The organism is Actinomycetospora sp. TBRC 11914, assembly GCF_012933465.1.
Taxonomy (GTDB): domain Bacteria; phylum Actinomycetota; class Actinomycetes; order Mycobacteriales; family Pseudonocardiaceae; genus Actinomycetospora.
This window is the reverse complement of the sequence record NZ_JABBND010000006.1, coordinates 15,528-31,609: the sequence shown is the minus strand read 5'-3', so window position 1 is coordinate 31,609 and position 16,082 is coordinate 15,528. Positions and strand designations below refer to the sequence as shown.

General features: G+C 73.7%; 13 protein-coding genes. 8 read left to right on the top strand and 5 right to left on the bottom strand.

Annotation, left to right across the window (positions count from 1 at the left end; genetic code table 11):
- The first annotated feature begins 282 nt into the window (after positions 1-282).
- Positions 283-1,173 carry a hypothetical protein gene (locus HH311_RS11950; protein WP_169183891.1) on the top strand — a complete coding sequence of 297 codons (891 nt, stop codon included), beginning with the start codon at positions 283-285 and terminating at the stop codon, positions 1,171-1,173.
- Between the two features lie 112 nt (positions 1,174-1,285).
- Complete coding sequence (locus HH311_RS11945) at positions 1,286-2,005, top strand: DUF4190 domain-containing protein (protein WP_169183890.1); 720 nt, start codon at positions 1,286-1,288, stop codon at positions 2,003-2,005.
- Positions 2,006-2,071: 66 nt separating this feature from the next.
- On the opposite strand, the gene HH311_RS11940 is transcribed toward HH311_RS11945, so the two are convergent.
- Positions 2,072-2,362, bottom strand: coding sequence for a hypothetical protein (locus HH311_RS11940; protein WP_169183889.1), 291 nt, complete (start codon positions 2,360-2,362; stop codon positions 2,072-2,074).
- A gap of 249 nt (positions 2,363-2,611) precedes the next feature.
- Between HH311_RS11940 and HH311_RS11935 the strand changes: the two genes are divergently transcribed.
- A complete protein-coding gene (locus HH311_RS11935; protein ID WP_169183888.1) occupies positions 2,612-3,592 on the top strand; it encodes an alpha/beta hydrolase in 981 nt (326 codons plus the stop codon).
- 6 nt (positions 3,593-3,598) lie between these two features.
- On the opposite strand, the gene HH311_RS11930 is transcribed toward HH311_RS11935, so the two are convergent.
- Together HH311_RS11930 and panB are read right to left on the bottom strand one after the other, a co-directional pair.
- A complete protein-coding gene (locus tag HH311_RS11930; RefSeq protein ID WP_169183887.1) occupies positions 3,599-4,804 on the bottom strand; it encodes a toluene hydroxylase in 1,206 nt (401 codons plus the stop codon).
- A 194-nt stretch (positions 4,805-4,998) separates the two neighbouring features.
- The gene (panB, locus tag HH311_RS11925; protein ID WP_169183886.1) at positions 4,999-5,832 is read right to left on the bottom strand and encodes a 3-methyl-2-oxobutanoate hydroxymethyltransferase; all 834 of its coding nucleotides are present in this window, start codon (positions 5,830-5,832) and stop codon (positions 4,999-5,001) included.
- A gap of 397 nt (positions 5,833-6,229) precedes the next feature.
- Here panB and HH311_RS11920 point away from each other — a divergent pair, with 397 nt between their 5' ends.
- From HH311_RS11920 to HH311_RS11905, 4 genes are all read left to right on the top strand, one after another.
- Complete coding sequence (locus HH311_RS11920) at positions 6,230-7,783, top strand: alpha/beta hydrolase (protein ID WP_396027438.1); 1,554 nt, start codon at positions 6,230-6,232, stop codon at positions 7,781-7,783.
- A gap of 78 nt (positions 7,784-7,861) precedes the next feature.
- Complete coding sequence (locus HH311_RS11915) at positions 7,862-9,205, top strand: glutamine synthetase family protein (protein ID WP_169183884.1); 1,344 nt, start codon at positions 7,862-7,864, stop codon at positions 9,203-9,205.
- Positions 9,206-9,259: 54 nt separating this feature from the next.
- Positions 9,260-12,322, top strand: coding sequence for a bifunctional [glutamine synthetase] adenylyltransferase/[glutamine synthetase]-adenylyl-L-tyrosine phosphorylase (locus HH311_RS11910; protein WP_169183883.1), 3,063 nt, complete (start codon positions 9,260-9,262; stop codon positions 12,320-12,322).
- Positions 12,323-12,389: 67 nt separating this feature from the next.
- Positions 12,390-12,710 carry a hypothetical protein gene (locus HH311_RS11905; RefSeq protein WP_169183882.1) on the top strand — a complete coding sequence of 107 codons (321 nt, stop codon included), beginning with the start codon at positions 12,390-12,392 and terminating at the stop codon, positions 12,708-12,710.
- 158 nt (positions 12,711-12,868) lie between these two features.
- Here HH311_RS11905 and glnA read toward each other — a convergent pair whose 3' ends face one another.
- A complete protein-coding gene (gene glnA, locus HH311_RS11900) occupies positions 12,869-14,290 on the bottom strand; it encodes a type I glutamate--ammonia ligase (protein WP_169184067.1) in 1,422 nt (473 codons plus the stop codon).
- Between the two features lie 480 nt (positions 14,291-14,770).
- Here glnA and HH311_RS31690 point away from each other — a divergent pair, with 480 nt between their 5' ends.
- On the top strand, positions 14,771-15,106 hold the full coding sequence (locus HH311_RS31690; protein WP_169183881.1) for an RDD family protein: 336 nt from the start codon (positions 14,771-14,773) through the stop codon (positions 15,104-15,106).
- Between the two features lie 220 nt (positions 15,107-15,326).
- Here HH311_RS31690 and HH311_RS11890 read toward each other — a convergent pair whose 3' ends face one another.
- On the bottom strand, positions 15,327-16,070 hold the full coding sequence (locus tag HH311_RS11890; RefSeq protein WP_169183880.1) for a DUF4191 domain-containing protein: 744 nt from the start codon (positions 16,068-16,070) through the stop codon (positions 15,327-15,329).
- Positions 16,071-16,082: the final 12 nt, after the last annotated feature.

Genomic DNA, 16,082 nt, shown 5'->3' with positions numbered 1-16,082 from the left:
GACGCCGTCCGGTCGGCCCCGGACGACTGCCCGGCGTGACGCGGTGAGCGGCACCCGGCGCGCGACCGGCAGACGTTCGCGCTGGTCCACCCGGCCTGCCAGGGCACCTCCGTCGGTGAGGCCCACGCCCACTCGGACGCAGGATCTTCCGCCTGATCGTCAGAAGGACGACTACGCCTTTCGTCCGTTTGACTGGGCACACGGCGCCCGGGACCGGGCAGGAGTCCGGGTGCCGTGGCCCCGGGAGGGAGTCGGGGGCCTACTCGGAGGCGGGAGGAATGCGTGGGAGCGAGCACGTCGGGCGCGCGTGTCGACGGGGTGCTGGGCGGTGTCGACGCGGCGCTGGCGCCGTGGGTCCCGCTCACGGTGGCCGACGACGGCCCCGGGGCACGACGACGTCGGGTCGCGGTCGCCGGAGTGTCGCTCATGGGGGCGGCGGCGCTGAGCACGGCGGTGTTCCAGACGGTCGCGGGCACCTCGACCTCGCTGGCGATGACCCCCGGGCTCGGGGCGTTGTTCGCCGGTTCCTCGACCCCGACTCCCCAGGGCCCGGCGGTGCCGACAGGCATGGCGAGCATCGCCGCCCCCGCCATCACCGACCTGGGGCCGGTGCCGAGCGCGGTCGCTGCGCCGTCGGCGACGCAGGTCGACCTGCGGGCGCAGCGCGGGCCGCTGCCCGGGCCGGGGGAGACGGGCGGGGTCGCCGCACCCCTGGCGGCGGCCCCGGTGGTGGGCGGTGCGGCCGGTGCCCCGGGCGGAGGTGGCTCCGGGGCCGGGGCCGGGTCGCCCGCGGCGGCGGCCCCCGCCGGGCCCGGCTCGGGGTCGGGCGGGCCCGGCTCGGGCCCGGGCGGGCCGGCCGCCGGTGGCTCGTCGACGACCTCGCCGACGACCGCGGCGACGACGACGACGTCGCCGGCCACGCCGTCCTCCACGACGCGCCCCGGGCCGACCACGACGTCGCGGCCGTCGCCGACGTCGACCACCCGTCCGTCGCCGACCTCGACCACCCGGCCGTCGCCGACGACGCCCAGCGTCGGCACCCCGGCCCGGTCCACGTCGTCGGCGCTCCCGTCCGCGCCGACGCCCCCGGCGTCCTCGGGAGCCGGCCGGGCCTCGTCGTCGGGATCGGCGGAGCACGCCGGCTCCGGCCCGGGGGGACGCGCGAGGTCCTGATCCCGTAGGCCCGATTCGCGCTGTTGGGCGCTGCCTGTCGGTGATGCGTGCGAAGATGCCGCGTCAGACGAGCGGCCCCGATCCGGCCGCCCCCGACCCCGGGATGGACCAGATGAGTGAGTCGGATCGCGAACCCCAGGACGCCGACCCGTTCGCGCGGCCGCAGGGCGAGCAGGCCGGGTCCTCCGGCACGGAGGAGCCGACGGGCCACCCCCCGCCCACCGCGCACCCCGGCAGCTCGTCGGGGCCCGAGTCCGGCTCGTCGGCGGTACCCGGGTACGGCCAGCAGTCCGCCGGGAGGCAGCCGTACGGGCAGTCGTACGGGCAGTCGTACGGCCAGCAGTCGTCCGGCGACACCGCCTGGTCCGAGCCGGGCCAGCCCCAGACCGGCTACGGCCAGCAGGGCTACGGGCAGACCGGGTACGGAGAGCAGGGCTACGGGCAGCCCGGTTACGGGCAGACCGGGTACGGGCAACCGGCGTACGGCCAGCAGGGATACGGGCAGCCGGGGTACTACGGCCAGCCCGGCTACCCGCAGCAGAACGCGTTCGGCGCGGCCCCCGGCACCGGCCCCACCAACGGCCTGGCGATCGTCTCGCTGGTGCTCTCGCTGCTGGGCCTGCTGTTCTTCGGGGTCACGGCCATCGGCGGGGTGATCTGCGGCCACATCGCGCGCCGCCAGATCCGGGAGAGCAACGAGTCGGGCGACGGGCTGGCGCTGGCCGGCCTGATCATCGGCTACATCGTCATCGCGTTCGCCGTGCTCGCGGTCGTGTTCATCGTCGTCGCGATCATCGGTGCGGCCGCGTCCTCGGGCGTGAACTCCTACTGACGAGGGTCCACCGACGACACCGCCCCCGGCTCCGTCGGGAACCGGGGGCGGGCCACGGCGGTCGGGTCAGTGGCGCCCGAGACGCAGGTTGCGGCGCTGCTCGGCGCGCAACTGATAGATGACGATCGGCAGGACGACGAGGGCCACGAAGGGCAGGCCCACCATCGGCAGCACGAACAGGCCGATGAGGCCCAGCAGCATGACGACGAGCGCGGTCACCGGCGAGGTGGCCACGTCGCGGGCGCGCACGAGCCACTCCGGCGTCGGGCGGGCCGCGGTGGTGGGCTGATCGGCGCGCAGGTCCGGCAGACCGACGCGGGGCAGGGTCGGGGTGTTGTGGGGCCAGGGCAGTGCCATCGGGAGCGCGGGATCCTTCTGGGTCGGGAGCGGACCGGTCGAGCGGGGGGAAGAAGGGCACCGGACCCGCTCGTGAATCGATCGAGCCCGGCACGGAGTCAGACGTGTTGTCCCGGGCGCGGTTGCCCTCCGCGGAGGTGTCGATTCGGCAACGGCCGGCGGGACGGGGAGGTCCCGCTCAGTCTGCGCGCTCTTCCCCCGCACGGACCAGCACACGGTGGGGTGGTTGCGGGCCTAGGGTGTCCGGACGTGTCCGCCGCGAACCCTCCCGATGCGGCCGTCGAGCGCCCGGCCGACGACCTCGATCCCGACGTCGCGGCGCTGCTCGGGCGCCTGCGCGACCGGGCCGAACCGGCGATGTTCGCCGGCACCGACACCCCCGAGGGCGTGGCCGCGGCGCGTGCCCGCTACGCCGCGCTCCTGGCCGAGACCGTCCGCCCCGCCGAGGGCCGCCCGGAGCTCGTCACGGACGCCCCGGTGCCGCTGCGGGTGCACCGCCCCGGGGGCCGTGCGTCGGGGGCGCTGGTGGTGTTCGTGCACGGCGGCGGATGGGTCCTCGGAGGCGGCGGGGCCTACGACCCGGTCGCCCGACGCCTCGCCGAGGACACCGACGCCGTCGTGGTCGCCGTCGATTACCGCCTCGCCCCCGAGCACCCCTTCCCGGCGCCCCACGACGACGTCCTGGCCGCGGTCGACTGGGTCGTCCGCCACGCCGACCGCTGGGACGCCGACCCCGCCCGCCTCGGGCTCGCCGGCGACAGCGCCGGCGCGAACCTCGTCGCCGGCGCCGCGCTCGCGCGGCGCGACGCGGGCACACCCGCCGTCGTGACCCTGCTCGTCTACCCGCCCCCGGACTTCGAGGGCCGCTACCCGTCGGTCCGGGAGAACGCCGACGGATACCTCCTCACCGCCGCCGACGTCGTGGCCTGCAGCAGGCTCTACCTGGCCGGGACCTCCCCGCGCGGCGAGCCGCGGCTCTCGCCGCTGCGCGCCGACCTCGCCGGGCTCGGACCGACGATCGTCGCCACCGCGGGGTTCGACCCGCTGCGCGACGCCGGGCACACCTTCGCCGAGGCCCTGGCCGCGGCCGGCGTCGACGTCCGGCGGCGTGAGCACCCGTCGCTGGTGCACGGGTTCCTCGGCCTCACCGGCGTCTCCCGGGCCGCCGACGACGCCGTGGCGGCGCTGCACGCCGAGGTCGGGTCCCTGCTCGGTGGCCCCGCCGGGTGAGGGTGGTCAGGCGCGGAGCTCCTCCGGGACGTCGAGGGAGAGGTCGGACAGGATCCCGGCGAGACGGTTGCGGGCCCGCGCGAGGCTGTCGTCGAACCGGGGCGGCCGGGCGTCGGGCAGGGACCACATCGGCGCCATGCTGCGGGCGGCGTCGAGGGCCCGCGGCACCCACGTCGAGAGCCACCCGGCCATGACCTGCTTGTTGTGGGAGGCGAACTCGCGGTCCTCGCTGAGGGGACCGAAGCAGGCGAGCGTCCAGCGCAGGTCCCGCTGGGCGTAGTCGTACTCGCCGGCGCCCATCACCGTCGGGGTGACGTAGTCGCCCTGGCCGGCGGCCGCCTGCATCACGAGTCCGGAGCGGAACAGCTCACCCACCAGCGGCTCGAACACGATGTTCGTGGCGAACACCGACTCGCCCCAGTCGTCCTCGACCGCGGTGAGTGCCTCGCACAGCGCGCGGGCGCCCTGCCACGCGGGGTCGGAGTTCCAGGCGTCGAGGTGGGCGACCCCGTCGAAGCCCGCGATCTCCTCGGTGAGGGTCAGGTTGTAGAGCGCCAGGTCCTGCGCGAAGCGGAGCTTGTGCTCGCTGTTCACGGCCATCGCGGTGTTGTGCATGTTGGTCGGGCCCGAACGATTGCAGGCCGCGAAGACGTAGAGGCCGAGGATGTGCTCGATGTGCATCCACGCGCCGACGTTGCGCTCGACGAAGTGGACCCAGCTCGAGGTCCAGTCGTCGAAGGCCTTGTTCTGGCGGGCGTTCTCGATGTTCTGGTTCAACTGCCGGACAACGTTGGCGTTGTACCGGTACATCGTGAGTTCCCACTCCTCGTTGGGGTCGCGGAACTCGTGCCACCCGTGGGCGGGCCAGTGCTGCACCGGGAGACCGCCGGACCCCGGGCCGCGCTGCGGCTCGGGATCGCCGGAGCCCCACGCCTTGAGCTTCGTCCAGTCCAGCGGGTAGCCGCCGGTGCCGTCCGCGAAGCCGTAGAGCCAGCCCTGGGTCAGGTAGTGGCGGGGGTCGGGCTGGACCTCGACGGTGACGTCCTCGTAGTGGGTCTGCTTGCGCTTCGCCGGCCTGAAGTAGTTGTAGCGGCGGGCACCCGGACCGGAGTCGGGGAACTCCTTCGCCCCGGCCTCGGCGTCGGTGAACACCGGCTTGGGGACGCTGCGTTCCGCCTGTCCTGTGGTGGTCTCGCGCTCGGCCGTGGTCATCTCGTGAGCCCCTCTGCGTCGGTGACGGCGGGATCGCCGGGGGGCGATCCCGCCGCATCGTCCGACCGCGGACGGCGCGGCCCACCGGGCCCTCGGCCCGACATCGCGGGACCTCGGTCCCGAGGTGGCCTCCGGCCTCGTGAGCACAAAATGTCGGTATAGCGACATTTTGTGCTCACAGGGCCGTAGGCCACCTAGAAGGAGTGCTCCGCCGTCGGGTAGACGCCCTCGTGCACCTCGTGCGCGAACTGCGCGGCGGCGCCGCCCAGCACCCCGGCGAGGTCGGCGTAGCGCTTGACGAAGCGCGGCACCCGCCCGGTGTTCAGCCCGGCCATGTCCGGCCAGACGAGCACCTGGGCGTCGGTGTCGGGGCCCGCGCCGATGCCGATGGTCGGGACCCGCAGCTCGGCGGTCACCCGCTTCGCGACGTCGGCCGGGACCATCTCGAGGACCACCGCGAACGCGCCCGCGGCCTGGACGGCCAGCGCGTCCTCGACGAGCTTCTCCGCGCCCGCCCCGCGGCCCTGCACCCGGAAGCCGCCGAGCGCGTGCTCGCTCTGCGGGGTGAACCCGAGGTGGGCCATGACGGGGATGCCGGCGTCGGTGAGCGCACGGATCTGACCGGCGTAGTGGGCGCCGCCCTCGAGCTTCACCGCGGCCGCGCCGCCCTCCTTGAAGAACCGCACCGCGGTCTCCAGGGCCTGCGCCGGGGAGGACTGGTAGGAGCCGAAGGGGAGGTCGGCGACGATCAGCGCCCGCGACGCCCCTCGGACGACGGCCTTGGTCAGCATGAGCAGCTCGTCGACCGACACCGGGACGGTCGAGTCGTAGCCCAGCACGTTGTTCGCCGCGGAGTCGCCGACGAGCAGGACCGGGATGCCGGCCTCGTCGAAGACCTTCGCGGTGGGGAAGTCGTAGGCGGTGAGCATCGGCCAGCGCTCACCCGCGTCCTTCCACTGCTGCACGTGGTGGATGCGGACCCGCTTGGGGAGCGTCAGCTGGGCAGCCTGCGGTTCGGGTGACGTCATCGTCTCCGTCCTCCTGCCTCGAGGCCCGCGGGCGCGGGTCCCCGGGCGTGCCGAGGGTCGTGGTGCGGTGAGCGTCGCACCGCGGGTGCCCCGCGCGAAGCGACGCGGGGCCCGGTGGGACGAGCTTCACAGCGGGCCCGCCCCCCGATGGGTGAGCGGCGCCGTCCCGGCGTCTGGTGGGAGGAACGTGCCGTTGCCGGCGACGCCCGGCCGCCCCCGACGGCTCGGCCGTGGGGCCGAACGTGGCGCCCGCTCGGGGGTTGCGAGGATGACCGCCGTGAGGCGACGGGGCGCGGGGACCGACGGTGGGCACGACGACGCCGGCGGTGGTCCCGGCCGTGCCCCACGGGGTCGCGCGCGCACGATCCTGCGGTCGGCCGCCGTCGTCGCGGTCCTCGTGACCGCCGCCGCCTGCGGGGGCGCCGCTCCCGGCTCGGCCCCGCCGTCGCCGATCACGACGAGCACCGCCGACGCCGCACCGGGCGCGATCCCCGCCGGCCTCGAGCGCTTCTACACCCAGCGCCCGGCCTGGGGCTCCTGCGTGCCGTTCGCCACCACGGACGACCAGCGCCAGTACTACGGCCAGCCCGGCCTGCAGTGCGCCAAGGTCGAGGTGCCGATCGACTACTCGAACCCGCAGGGGCCGACCGCGCAGCTCGCGATCTCGCGGCTGCAGGCCACCGACCCCACCCAGCGCATCGGGTCGCTGCTGGTCAACCCGGGCGGGCCGGGGGCGTCCGGGATCGAGATCGCCTCCCAGCTCTCGCTGCTGATGAAGAACACCGAGGTCGCCCGCAAGTTCGACCTCGTCGGGTTCGACCCGCGCGGGATCGGCGCGAGCACCCCGACGATCCACTGCCTCACCGCGCAGCAGCAGGACGCCCAGCGCACCGTCGACATCCTCGACCCGTCGCCGGCCGGCGTCGCGAAGGCCGAGGCCACGGCCCGGCAGACCGCCGACGGCTGCAACCAGAAGACCGGCGCGGAGTTCCTCGCCAACGTCGGGACGCGGGACGTCGCCCGCGACATGGACGTGCTGCGCGGCGTCGTCGGGGACCGGCAGCTGACCTACCTCGGCTACTCCTACGGCACCCACATCGGCTCCACCTACGCCGAGGAGTTCCCCCGCAACGTCCGCGCGATGGTCCTCGACGGCGCCGTCGACCCCACGCAGAACTCGACGGACGCCCTCGTCGACCAGGGCAAGGGCTTCCAGGACGTCTTCACCGCGTTCGCCAAGGACTGCGCCACCAAGCCCGGCTGCCCCCTCGGCACCGACGCCGGGCAGGCGACCGCCCGCTTCCAGCAGCTGACCCGCCCGTTGCTCGCGAAGCCGATCCCGCTGCCGGACGGCCGTGAGCTCTCCTACGGCGACGCCCAGCAGGGCACCATCCAGGCGCTCTACGCCACCTCGCTGTGGCCGCAGCTGCGGCAGGGCCTCACCGAGCTCACCCAGGGCAACGGCCAGACCCTGATGGGGCTCGCCGACGAGTACTACGACCGCGCCCCCGACGGCACCTACTCGCCCCAGCAGGACGCGTTCAACGCCGTGCGCTGCGTCGACGACCCGCAGATCAAGGACCACGCGCAGGCCCTCGACCAGGCGCGGCGCTACAACGCCGCGGCCCCGTTCCTCGACTCCGGCCGCGGCCCGAGCCAGGCGCTCGACACGTGCGGGTTCTGGCCGGTCCCCGCGACCGACGGCCCGCACGTCCCGCAGGTCGCCGGGCTCGCCCCGCCGCTCGTGGTGTCCACCACCGACGATCCGGCCACGCCCTACCAGTCCGGGGTCAACCTCGCGAAGGACCTCCACGGGTCGCTGCTGACCAAGGTCGGCGACCAGCACACCGCGTCCTTCCAGGGCTTCCCCTGCGTCGACGCGATCGTGACCCGCTACCTGGTGGACGGCACCCCGGCGCCGGCGAACGCCCGGTGCCCCGACAACGGGTGACGAGGACCCCTCGACCGGGTGGGCAGGGTAGGACCCCCCTGTGACGTCCCTGTAACACCGTCTCCTTAGGGTCGGGACATGGATCGCCAGCAGGAGTTCGTCCTGCGGACGCTCGACGAGCGCGACATCCGCTTCGTGCGGCTCTGGTTCACCGACGTCCTCGGGTACCTCAAGTCGGTGGCCATCGCGCCGGCCGAGCTCGAGGGGGCGTTCGCCGAGGGGATCGGGTTCGACGGCTCGTCCATCGAGGGCTTCAGCCGCGTCTACGAATCGGACATGGTCGCCAAACCGGACCCGTCCACGTTCCAGGTCCTGCCGTGGGAGGACGCCGAGGGCGACCACTACTCGGCCCGCATGCTGTGCGACATCACGATGCCCGACGGCTCGCCGTCGTGGGCCGACCCGCGCCACGTGCTGCGCCGCGCGCTCTCGCGCGCCGCCGAGGCGGGGTTCACCTGCTACGTCCACCCGGAGATCGAGTTCTACCTGCTGCGGGGCCTCCCCGACGACGGGACGCCCCCGATGCCGGCGGACACCGGCGGCTACTTCGACCAGGCCAGCCACGACGTGGCGCCGCACTTCCGGCGGCGCTCCATCGAGGCGCTCGAGGCGATGGGCATCTCCGTCGAGTTCTCCCACCACGAGGGCGGGCCCGGCCAGCAGGAGATCGACCTGCGCTACGCCGACGCCCTGACGATGGCGGACAACATCATGACGTTCCGCTACCTGGTCAAGGAGGTGGCGATCACCCAGGGCGTGCGGGCCTCGTTCATGCCCAAGCCGTTCACCGAGCACCCCGGGTCGGCGATGCACACCCACGTCAGCCTCTTCGAGGGTGACCAGAACGCCTTCCACGACGCCGCCGAGCCGTTCGAGCTCTCCAAGACCGGCAAGGCGTTCGTCGCGGGCGTGCTCCGTCACGCGCGCGAGATGTCGGCGGTGACCAACCAGTTCGTGAACTCCTACAAGCGCCTCGTCGTCGGCGGCGAGGCCCCGACGGCGGTGTGCTGGGGCCACGCGAACCGCTCGGCGCTGGTGCGGGTGCCGATGTACTCGCCGGGCAAGGCGTCGTCGCGGCGGGTGGAGGTGCGGTCGCTGGACTCGGCGGCGAACCCCTACCTCGCCTACGCCGTGATCCTCGGCGCCGGTCTCAAGGGGATCTCCGAGGGCTACGAGCTGCCGCCGGCGGCCGAGGACAACGTCTGGTCGCTCACCGAGGGCGAGCGGCGGGCGATGGGCTACCAGACGCTGCCGCAGAACCTCGACGGCGCGCTGCAGGCCTTCGAGCAGTCCGACCTCATGGCCGAGATCCTCGGCGAGCACGTGTTCGACTTCTTCCTGCGCAACAAGCGCACCGAGTGGGACGCGTACCGCCGCAACGTGACCCCGTACGAGCTCTCGACGTACCTGCCCATCCTGTGACGTGAACGGATTCGGTCGTCCGGGCGACCACATCCGTTCACCTAGGCTGGCGCCATGACCGCTCCCCGTGCCGCGCGGGACCGTCGCCCCGCCCGGGCCCCGGCCCGCCTCGGCCTCACCGACGCGGACGCCGGCCCGCGCCTCGCGGCGCTGGGCTGGTGGGACGGCGACGACGCGGTGCCGGGGGCGGCCCTCGTCGTGTGGGCCCTCGCGCGGGCGGCCGACCCGGACCTCGCGCTGCTGGCGGTCGAGCGGCTCCGCGAGGCCGCCGGCGAGGAGGGCTGGGCCGAGCTCGACGCCGCGCTGCGCGAGGACCAGGGGCTGCGGGGCCGGCTCTTCGGGGTGCTCGGCGGCTCGACCGCGCTGGGCGACCACCTCGTCGCCCAGCCCGAGCGGTGGCGGCTGCTGCGGACCGTCCTCGCCCCGGGCCGGGTGCACGACGCGTCCCGGATGCCCTCGGCGGCCGACCGGCGCCGCACCCATCTCGACGCCGTCGGCGCCAAGGCCGACGAGGAGACCCCCGTCGCGGCGGTGACGGGGCCGGCGGCGGTCGAGCAGCTCCGGCTGGCCTGGCGCGACGACGTGCTGCTGCTGGCCGCCGCCGACCTCCAGTCGGTGTGCGAACCCGAGCTCCCGTTCTGGCCGGTCGACGTCATCTCCGGCCAGCTCGCCGACGTGGCCGCGGCCGGTCTGGAGGCCGCCCTCGCCGTCGCGCGCGCCGAGGTCGGTGCCGAGCGCGCCGGCGAGGCCCGCCTCGCCGTCATCGGGATGGGCAAGTGCGGCGGCCGCGAGCTGAACTACGTCTCGGACATCGACGTCATCTTCGTCGCCGACGGGAGCGTCGACTCGGCGACCCGGGTGGCCGCGACGATGATGCGGGTCGCGACGGAGGCCTTCCTCGAGGTCGACGCCAACCTGCGCCCGGAGGGCCGCTCCGGGCAGCTCGTGCGGACCCTCGAGGGCCACGAGACCTACTACCGGCGCTGGGCCCGCACCTGGGAGTTCCAGGCGCTGCTCAAGGCCCGGCCGGTCGCGGGCGACCTCGCGCTCGGCCAGGAGTACTGCGACGCGCTGGCCCCGATGGTCTGGCAGGCCGCCGAGCGTGACGACTTCGTCGCCGACGTCCGCGCCATGCGCCGCCGCGTGGAGGACCACATCCGCCACGACGTCGCCGACCGCGAGCTCAAGCTCGGCCGGGGCGGGCTGCGCGACGTCGAGTTCGCCGTCCAGCTGCTCCAGCTCGTCCACGGCCGCGGCGACGAGACGCTGCGCGGCCAGAACACCCTCGAGACGCTCGCCGCGCTCGGCGAGGGCGGGTACGTGGGTCGCGACGACGCCGCGAACCTCGCCGCGTCCTACCGGTTCCTGCGGATGCTCGAGCACCGGGTGCAGCTGCAGAAGCTCCGGCGCACCCACCTGTTCCCCTCCGACGAGGACACGACGAGCCTCCGGTGGCTCGCGCGCGCGGCGAAGCTGCGGCCCGACGGGCGCCACGACGCCGTCGGGGTGCTGCAGGCCGAGCTCGCCCGCAACACCGTCCGGGTCCGGCGGCTGCACGAGAAGCTCTTCTACCGGCCGCTGCTGGAGTCGGTGGCGCGGGTGCCGGGCGAGCAGCTCGTGCTCACCGAGTCCTCGGCGACGAAGCGGCTCGCGGCGCTGGGCTGGAGCTCGCCGGCGGGGGCGCTCAAGCACGTCGCGGCGCTCACGTCCGGGACCACCCGGGCGTCGCGGATCCAGCGGGCGCTCATGCCGGTGCTGCTCGACCGGCTCGGCACCACCGCCGACCCCGACCACGGCCTGCTCGCCTACCGGAAGGTCTCCGAGGCGCTCGCCGACACCCCGTGGTTCCTTGCGCTGCTCCGCGACGAGGGCCTCGCCGCGGACCGGCTCTGCTACGTCCTGGGCACCTCGCGGTGGGTCGCGGAGATGATGCCGCGCTCGCCGGAGGTGCTGCGGCTGCTCGGGGGCGACGGTCCGTCCGCGGACCTCGTCGCCCGCGACCCCGACGAGGTCGCGGGCTCGCTGCGGGCCGCCGTCGCCCGGCACACCGACCCGCGCTCCGCGGGCAACGTCGCCCGCTCGCTGCGCCGGGTGGAGCTGCTGCGGGTGGCGTGCGCCGACCTGCTCGGGCTCACCGACGTGCCCCACGTGTGCGCGGCGCTGTCGAGCGTCTGGGTGGCGGTGCTGCAGGCCGCGCTGGACGCGGCCGAGCGCGAGCGCGCGGGCGACGCCATCGACGGATCGGGCACCCGCCCCGCCACGATCGCGATCATCGGGATGGGCCGGCTCGGCGGGGCGGAGCTCGGCTACGGGTCCGACGCCGACGTCGTCGTGGTGTGCGAGCCCGCCGAGGGCGTCTCGGACCAGGACGCGACGAACTACGCCCGGGCCGTCGTCGAATCCGTGACCGCGGCCCTCGGGGCGCCGAGCCCCGACCCGCCGCTGGAGGTCGACACCAAGCTGCGCCCGGAGGGCCGCTCCGGCCCGCTCGTGCGCACGCTGTCCTCGTACGCGGACTACCTGCGCCGGTGGGCGGCCACCTGGGAGCGGCAGGCCCTGCTGCGCGCCCGTCCCGTCGCCGGCGACGCGGCGCTGGGGAAGCGCTTCGAGGAGATGATCGCCCCGTACCGCTACCCCGCCGAGGGCCTGCCCGAGGAGCAGGCCATGGAGATCCGGCGGATGAAGGCCCGGGTCGACGCCGAGCGGCTCCCGCGGGGTGCCGACCGCGCGCTGCACACCAAGCTCGGCACCGGCGGGCTCGCCGACGTCGAGTGGACGGTGCAGCTCCTGCAGCTCCAGCACGCCGGACGGCTGCCGTCGCTGCGCACGACCTCCACCCTCGAGGCGCTCCGCGCCCTCGCCGAGGCCGGGCTGCTCTCCGACGACGACGCCGAGGCGCTCGCGGCGGGGTGGACGACGGCGACCCGCGCCCGCGGGGTGGCCACGCTCGTGCGGGGCAAGCCCACCGACCAGCTGCCGCGCTCCGGGCGGGAGCTGGCGGCGATCGCGTCGGCGCTGGGTTACCCCGAGGACGACCCCGGGGCGTGCATCGACGAATACCGCCGCGTCACCCGGCACGCCCGGGCGGTGGTGGACGCGGCGTTCTCGGCGGTGTGACGGCCCGGCGAGTGACATCGGCGGGCCCGGTGGCGCTCGGCCGGGCCCACGCGTCATCATCGAACACGTGTTCGACGAGCGGGGTCCGGCGCAGCGCCGGAACGAGCGATCGGGCGCCCTGCAGCGCACCGAGGTCCGCCGGGTCTGGGTGGACCTCGCCGTCGCGTACCCCCGTCCGTCCGGGCGCCCGCCGCGGGCGTACCCGGAGGGCGTGGACCTGCAGAGCCGCGTCCCCGGGGAGCTCCTGGGGTGGCGGCGCACGACGACGGGGGAGTGGGTCGGCTGGGTGTGCGTCCCGATCAGCCAGGGCGAGGAGGTCCGCTACGTGTACCAGTACGTGGCCGCCGCGGCGCTGTCCCCGCGGGAGGACCTGCGCGACCGACGGTGAGCGGACGTCGGGCGCGACGGTGTGGCTTTTCGGACCCTATCGGCGTGCTGCATTGAATCCCGTGTCTGCGATGCGACACCGCTGACGTTCCCCGGACACGCACGACGGCCCGGCCACCCCGCGGGGGTGACCGGGCCGTCGTCGTCAGCTGCCGGTGATCAGCAGTTGTAGTACAGCTCGAACTCGTACGGGTGCGGCCGCAGGCGCAGGCCGGTCACGTCGTCGCGCTTGAGCTCGACCCACTTCTCGATGAGGTCCGAGGTGAACACGCCGCCCTCGAGCAGGTAGTCGTGGTCGGACTCGAGGTTGTCGACCGCGGCGTCCAGGCTGGCCGGGACCTGCGCGATGTTGGCGGCCTCCTCGGGCGGGAGCTCGTAGAGGTCCTTGTCCACCGGCGTCGGCGGCTCGATCTTGTTCCGGATCCCGTCGAGGCCGGCCATCATCATGGCCGCGAACGACAGGTACGGGTTGCCCGACGAGTCGGGGCACCGGAACTCGAGGCGCTTGGCCTTCGGGTTGTTGCCGGTGATCGGGATGCGGACGCACGCCGAGCGGTTCCGGTTCGAGTAGACCAGGTTGATCGGGGCCTCGAAGCCGGGCACCAGGCGGTGGTAGGAGTTCGCCGTGGCGTTGGTGAACGCCACGAGCGACGGCGCGTGGTGCAGGATGCCGCCGATGTAGTGGCGGGCCATGTCCGAGAGCCCGGCGTAGCCGTTCTCGTCGTAGAACAGCGGCTCGCCGCCCTTGAACAGCGACTGGTGGCAGTGCATGCCCGAGCCGTTGTCGCCGGCCAGCGGCTTCGGCATGAAGGTGACCGACTTGCCGGCCTGCCACGCGGTGTTCTTGACGATGTACTTGAACAGCTGCAGGTCGTCCGCGGCGTGCAGCAGCGTGTTGAACTTGTAGTTGATCTCGGCCTGGCCGCCGGTGCCGACCTCGTGGTGCAGCTTCTCGAGCGCGAAGCCGGCGTTGGTGAGGTTGGTGCCGATCGCGGCGCGCAGGTCCGAGGTCTGGTCGGTGGGCTCGACCGGGAAGTACCCGCCCTTGGCGGCGATCTTGTAGCCCTTGTTGCCGCCCGGCTCCTCGCGGGCGGTGTTCCACACGCCCTCGACCGCGTCGACCGCGTAGAACTGCTTGTTCATCGACGACTCGTACTGGACCGAGTCGAAGATGTAGAACTCGGCCTCCGGGCCGAAGAAGCAGGTGTCGGCGACGTCGACCGTCGACAGGAAGTTCTCCGCCTTGCGGGCCACGTTGCGCGGGTCGCGGCTGTAGGCCTCGAGCGTCAGCGGGTCGTGGACGAAGAAGTTCATGTTCAGGGTCTTCTGGGCCCGGAACGGGTCGATGCGCGCGGTCGCCACGTCGGGCAGCAGCGTCATGTCCGACTCGTTGATCGTCTGGAACCCGGTGACCGAGGAGCCGTCGAAGGCAAGGCCGTCGTTGAACACGGCCTCGTCGAACTCCGACGCGGGCACGGTGAAGTGCTGCATCTGGCCGGGGAGGTCGCAGAACCGGACGTCGACGTACTGCACCCCCTCGTCGGAGATGTACTTGAAGACCTCGTCCTGGTTGTTGAACACCCTCGCTGGCTCCTTCTCTGGCACTGTCGTCACGGCCCGAACGGTCCCGCCCGGTCGGGTGCCGCTCACCGCATCAGGTGATCCCGGACGCTAAGCGGGCGGCGTTACTCGCTCGTCGCGTCGGTGTTTCGCAGCAGTTAACGGGCCAGTCTCACAATCCTTCGCCGTCCCGTCGTCCGCCGCCGGGTCGTGGACGAGCCGATCGGCCACGCTGCCGTGGCGCATCCCGACGCCACGGGACCGTAGCCTGTCAGAGTGTCGTGGATTCGTGAATGGCTCACCGACGAGGGGCCTGGACGGGCGACGCAGGAGCGCCCGGAAGATTCGGATCGTCCGGATCGCGGGTCCACGTCGACACGACGGGTGCCCGGAGCTGCGCCGAACGGGTCGGCCCGGCCGTCGACGTCGCCGAGATCGGTTCCCGACGCCGAGGCGTACCCGGGTCGTGACCTCGGGCTCCCGGAGGAGGGGCCCGGCTCGGTGGGCAGTCCGCTGCTGCGCGGCGGGCAGTTCCTGCTCGACCTGCTCGTCGGCGGGCTCGTCGCGTCGGCCATCAGCTTCCCGGCACCCGCCTACCTCAGCCTCGCGGTGTGGGCGGTCCTGGTGACCCTGCCCGTCGCGCTCATCGGCCAGACGCCCGCGATGGTGCTCACGGGGCTGCGCGTCGTCCGCGTGGACGGGGCCCGCCGCGTGGGGGCGTGGGCGCTCGCCCGGACGGTCTCGCTCTTCTTCGTCGTGCCCGCGCTGATCATGGACCGGGACGCGCGGGGACTGCACGACCGCGTCAGCCGCACCGTCGTCGTGCGGACCCGCTGAGGGGGGACCCGTCGTCGGGACCGCGGTGACGGTGAGGGGCACAAGAGGCAGGTCGACCGGCCCGCGGACCTGCCTAACGTGCTCCTGATCACCGGGTGACGCCGGGACCGGGCCGTCTGCTCGCCCGCGGGTTCGCGAGGGGCACGTGGGGCAGGCGAACGGGACCGTGGACGTGCCTGACGTGCCCGTGATCACGGGCCGAAGCCCGCCCCGTCGTCCGTCAGCGACGCCGGACGGTGCGCTGCATGCCCTTCATCTGCGCGCCCTTGGGCATGGGGCCCTTCGGCATCGCCGGCCCCCCGCGACCCGCGATCGCGGCGAGCCGCTTCTCGAGGGTCTCCATCTGGTCCTTGTCGATGTTGCGGGGCAGCTTGGTCATGTGGCGCTGCAGCTTGGAGAGCGGGACGTCGCCCTCGTCGTTGCCGACGGTGAGCTCGTAGATCGGCACCTGCCCGGCGACCCGGGAGATCTTCTTCTTCTCCTGGGCGAGCAGGTTCTTCGTGCGGTGCGAGGCGCCCTCGGCGACGAGGACCACCCCGGGCCGGCCGATCACGCGGTGCACGACGTCGAGCTGGGTGGTGCCCGCGACGGCCTGCGTCACCCGCCACTGCCCGCGCATGTTGTCCAGCGCCCACCCGGCCGCGCCGGGCTGGCCGTCGGCCTTGGAGTAGACGTTGTTCTGCACGCGCCGCCCGAACACGAGCATCGCGAGGGCCGCGCCCAGGAGCACCCCGATCGGCACGAGGAACCACGACTGCCCGATCAGCAGCCCGACGACGAGCGCCACCAGCGCGGTCAGCACGATGACGCCGATCATCAGCGGCAGGAGGAGCTTGTCCTCCTTGCGCTGCATCTGGAACGCCTGCCAGATCTGCGACCAGCGCTGCCGGCGCTCCGCGCGCGCAGCCTGCTTGGCGGCCTTCTTCTCTTCCTTGGACGCCTTGCCGGCCGGACCCTTCGCCATGGCACCCATTCT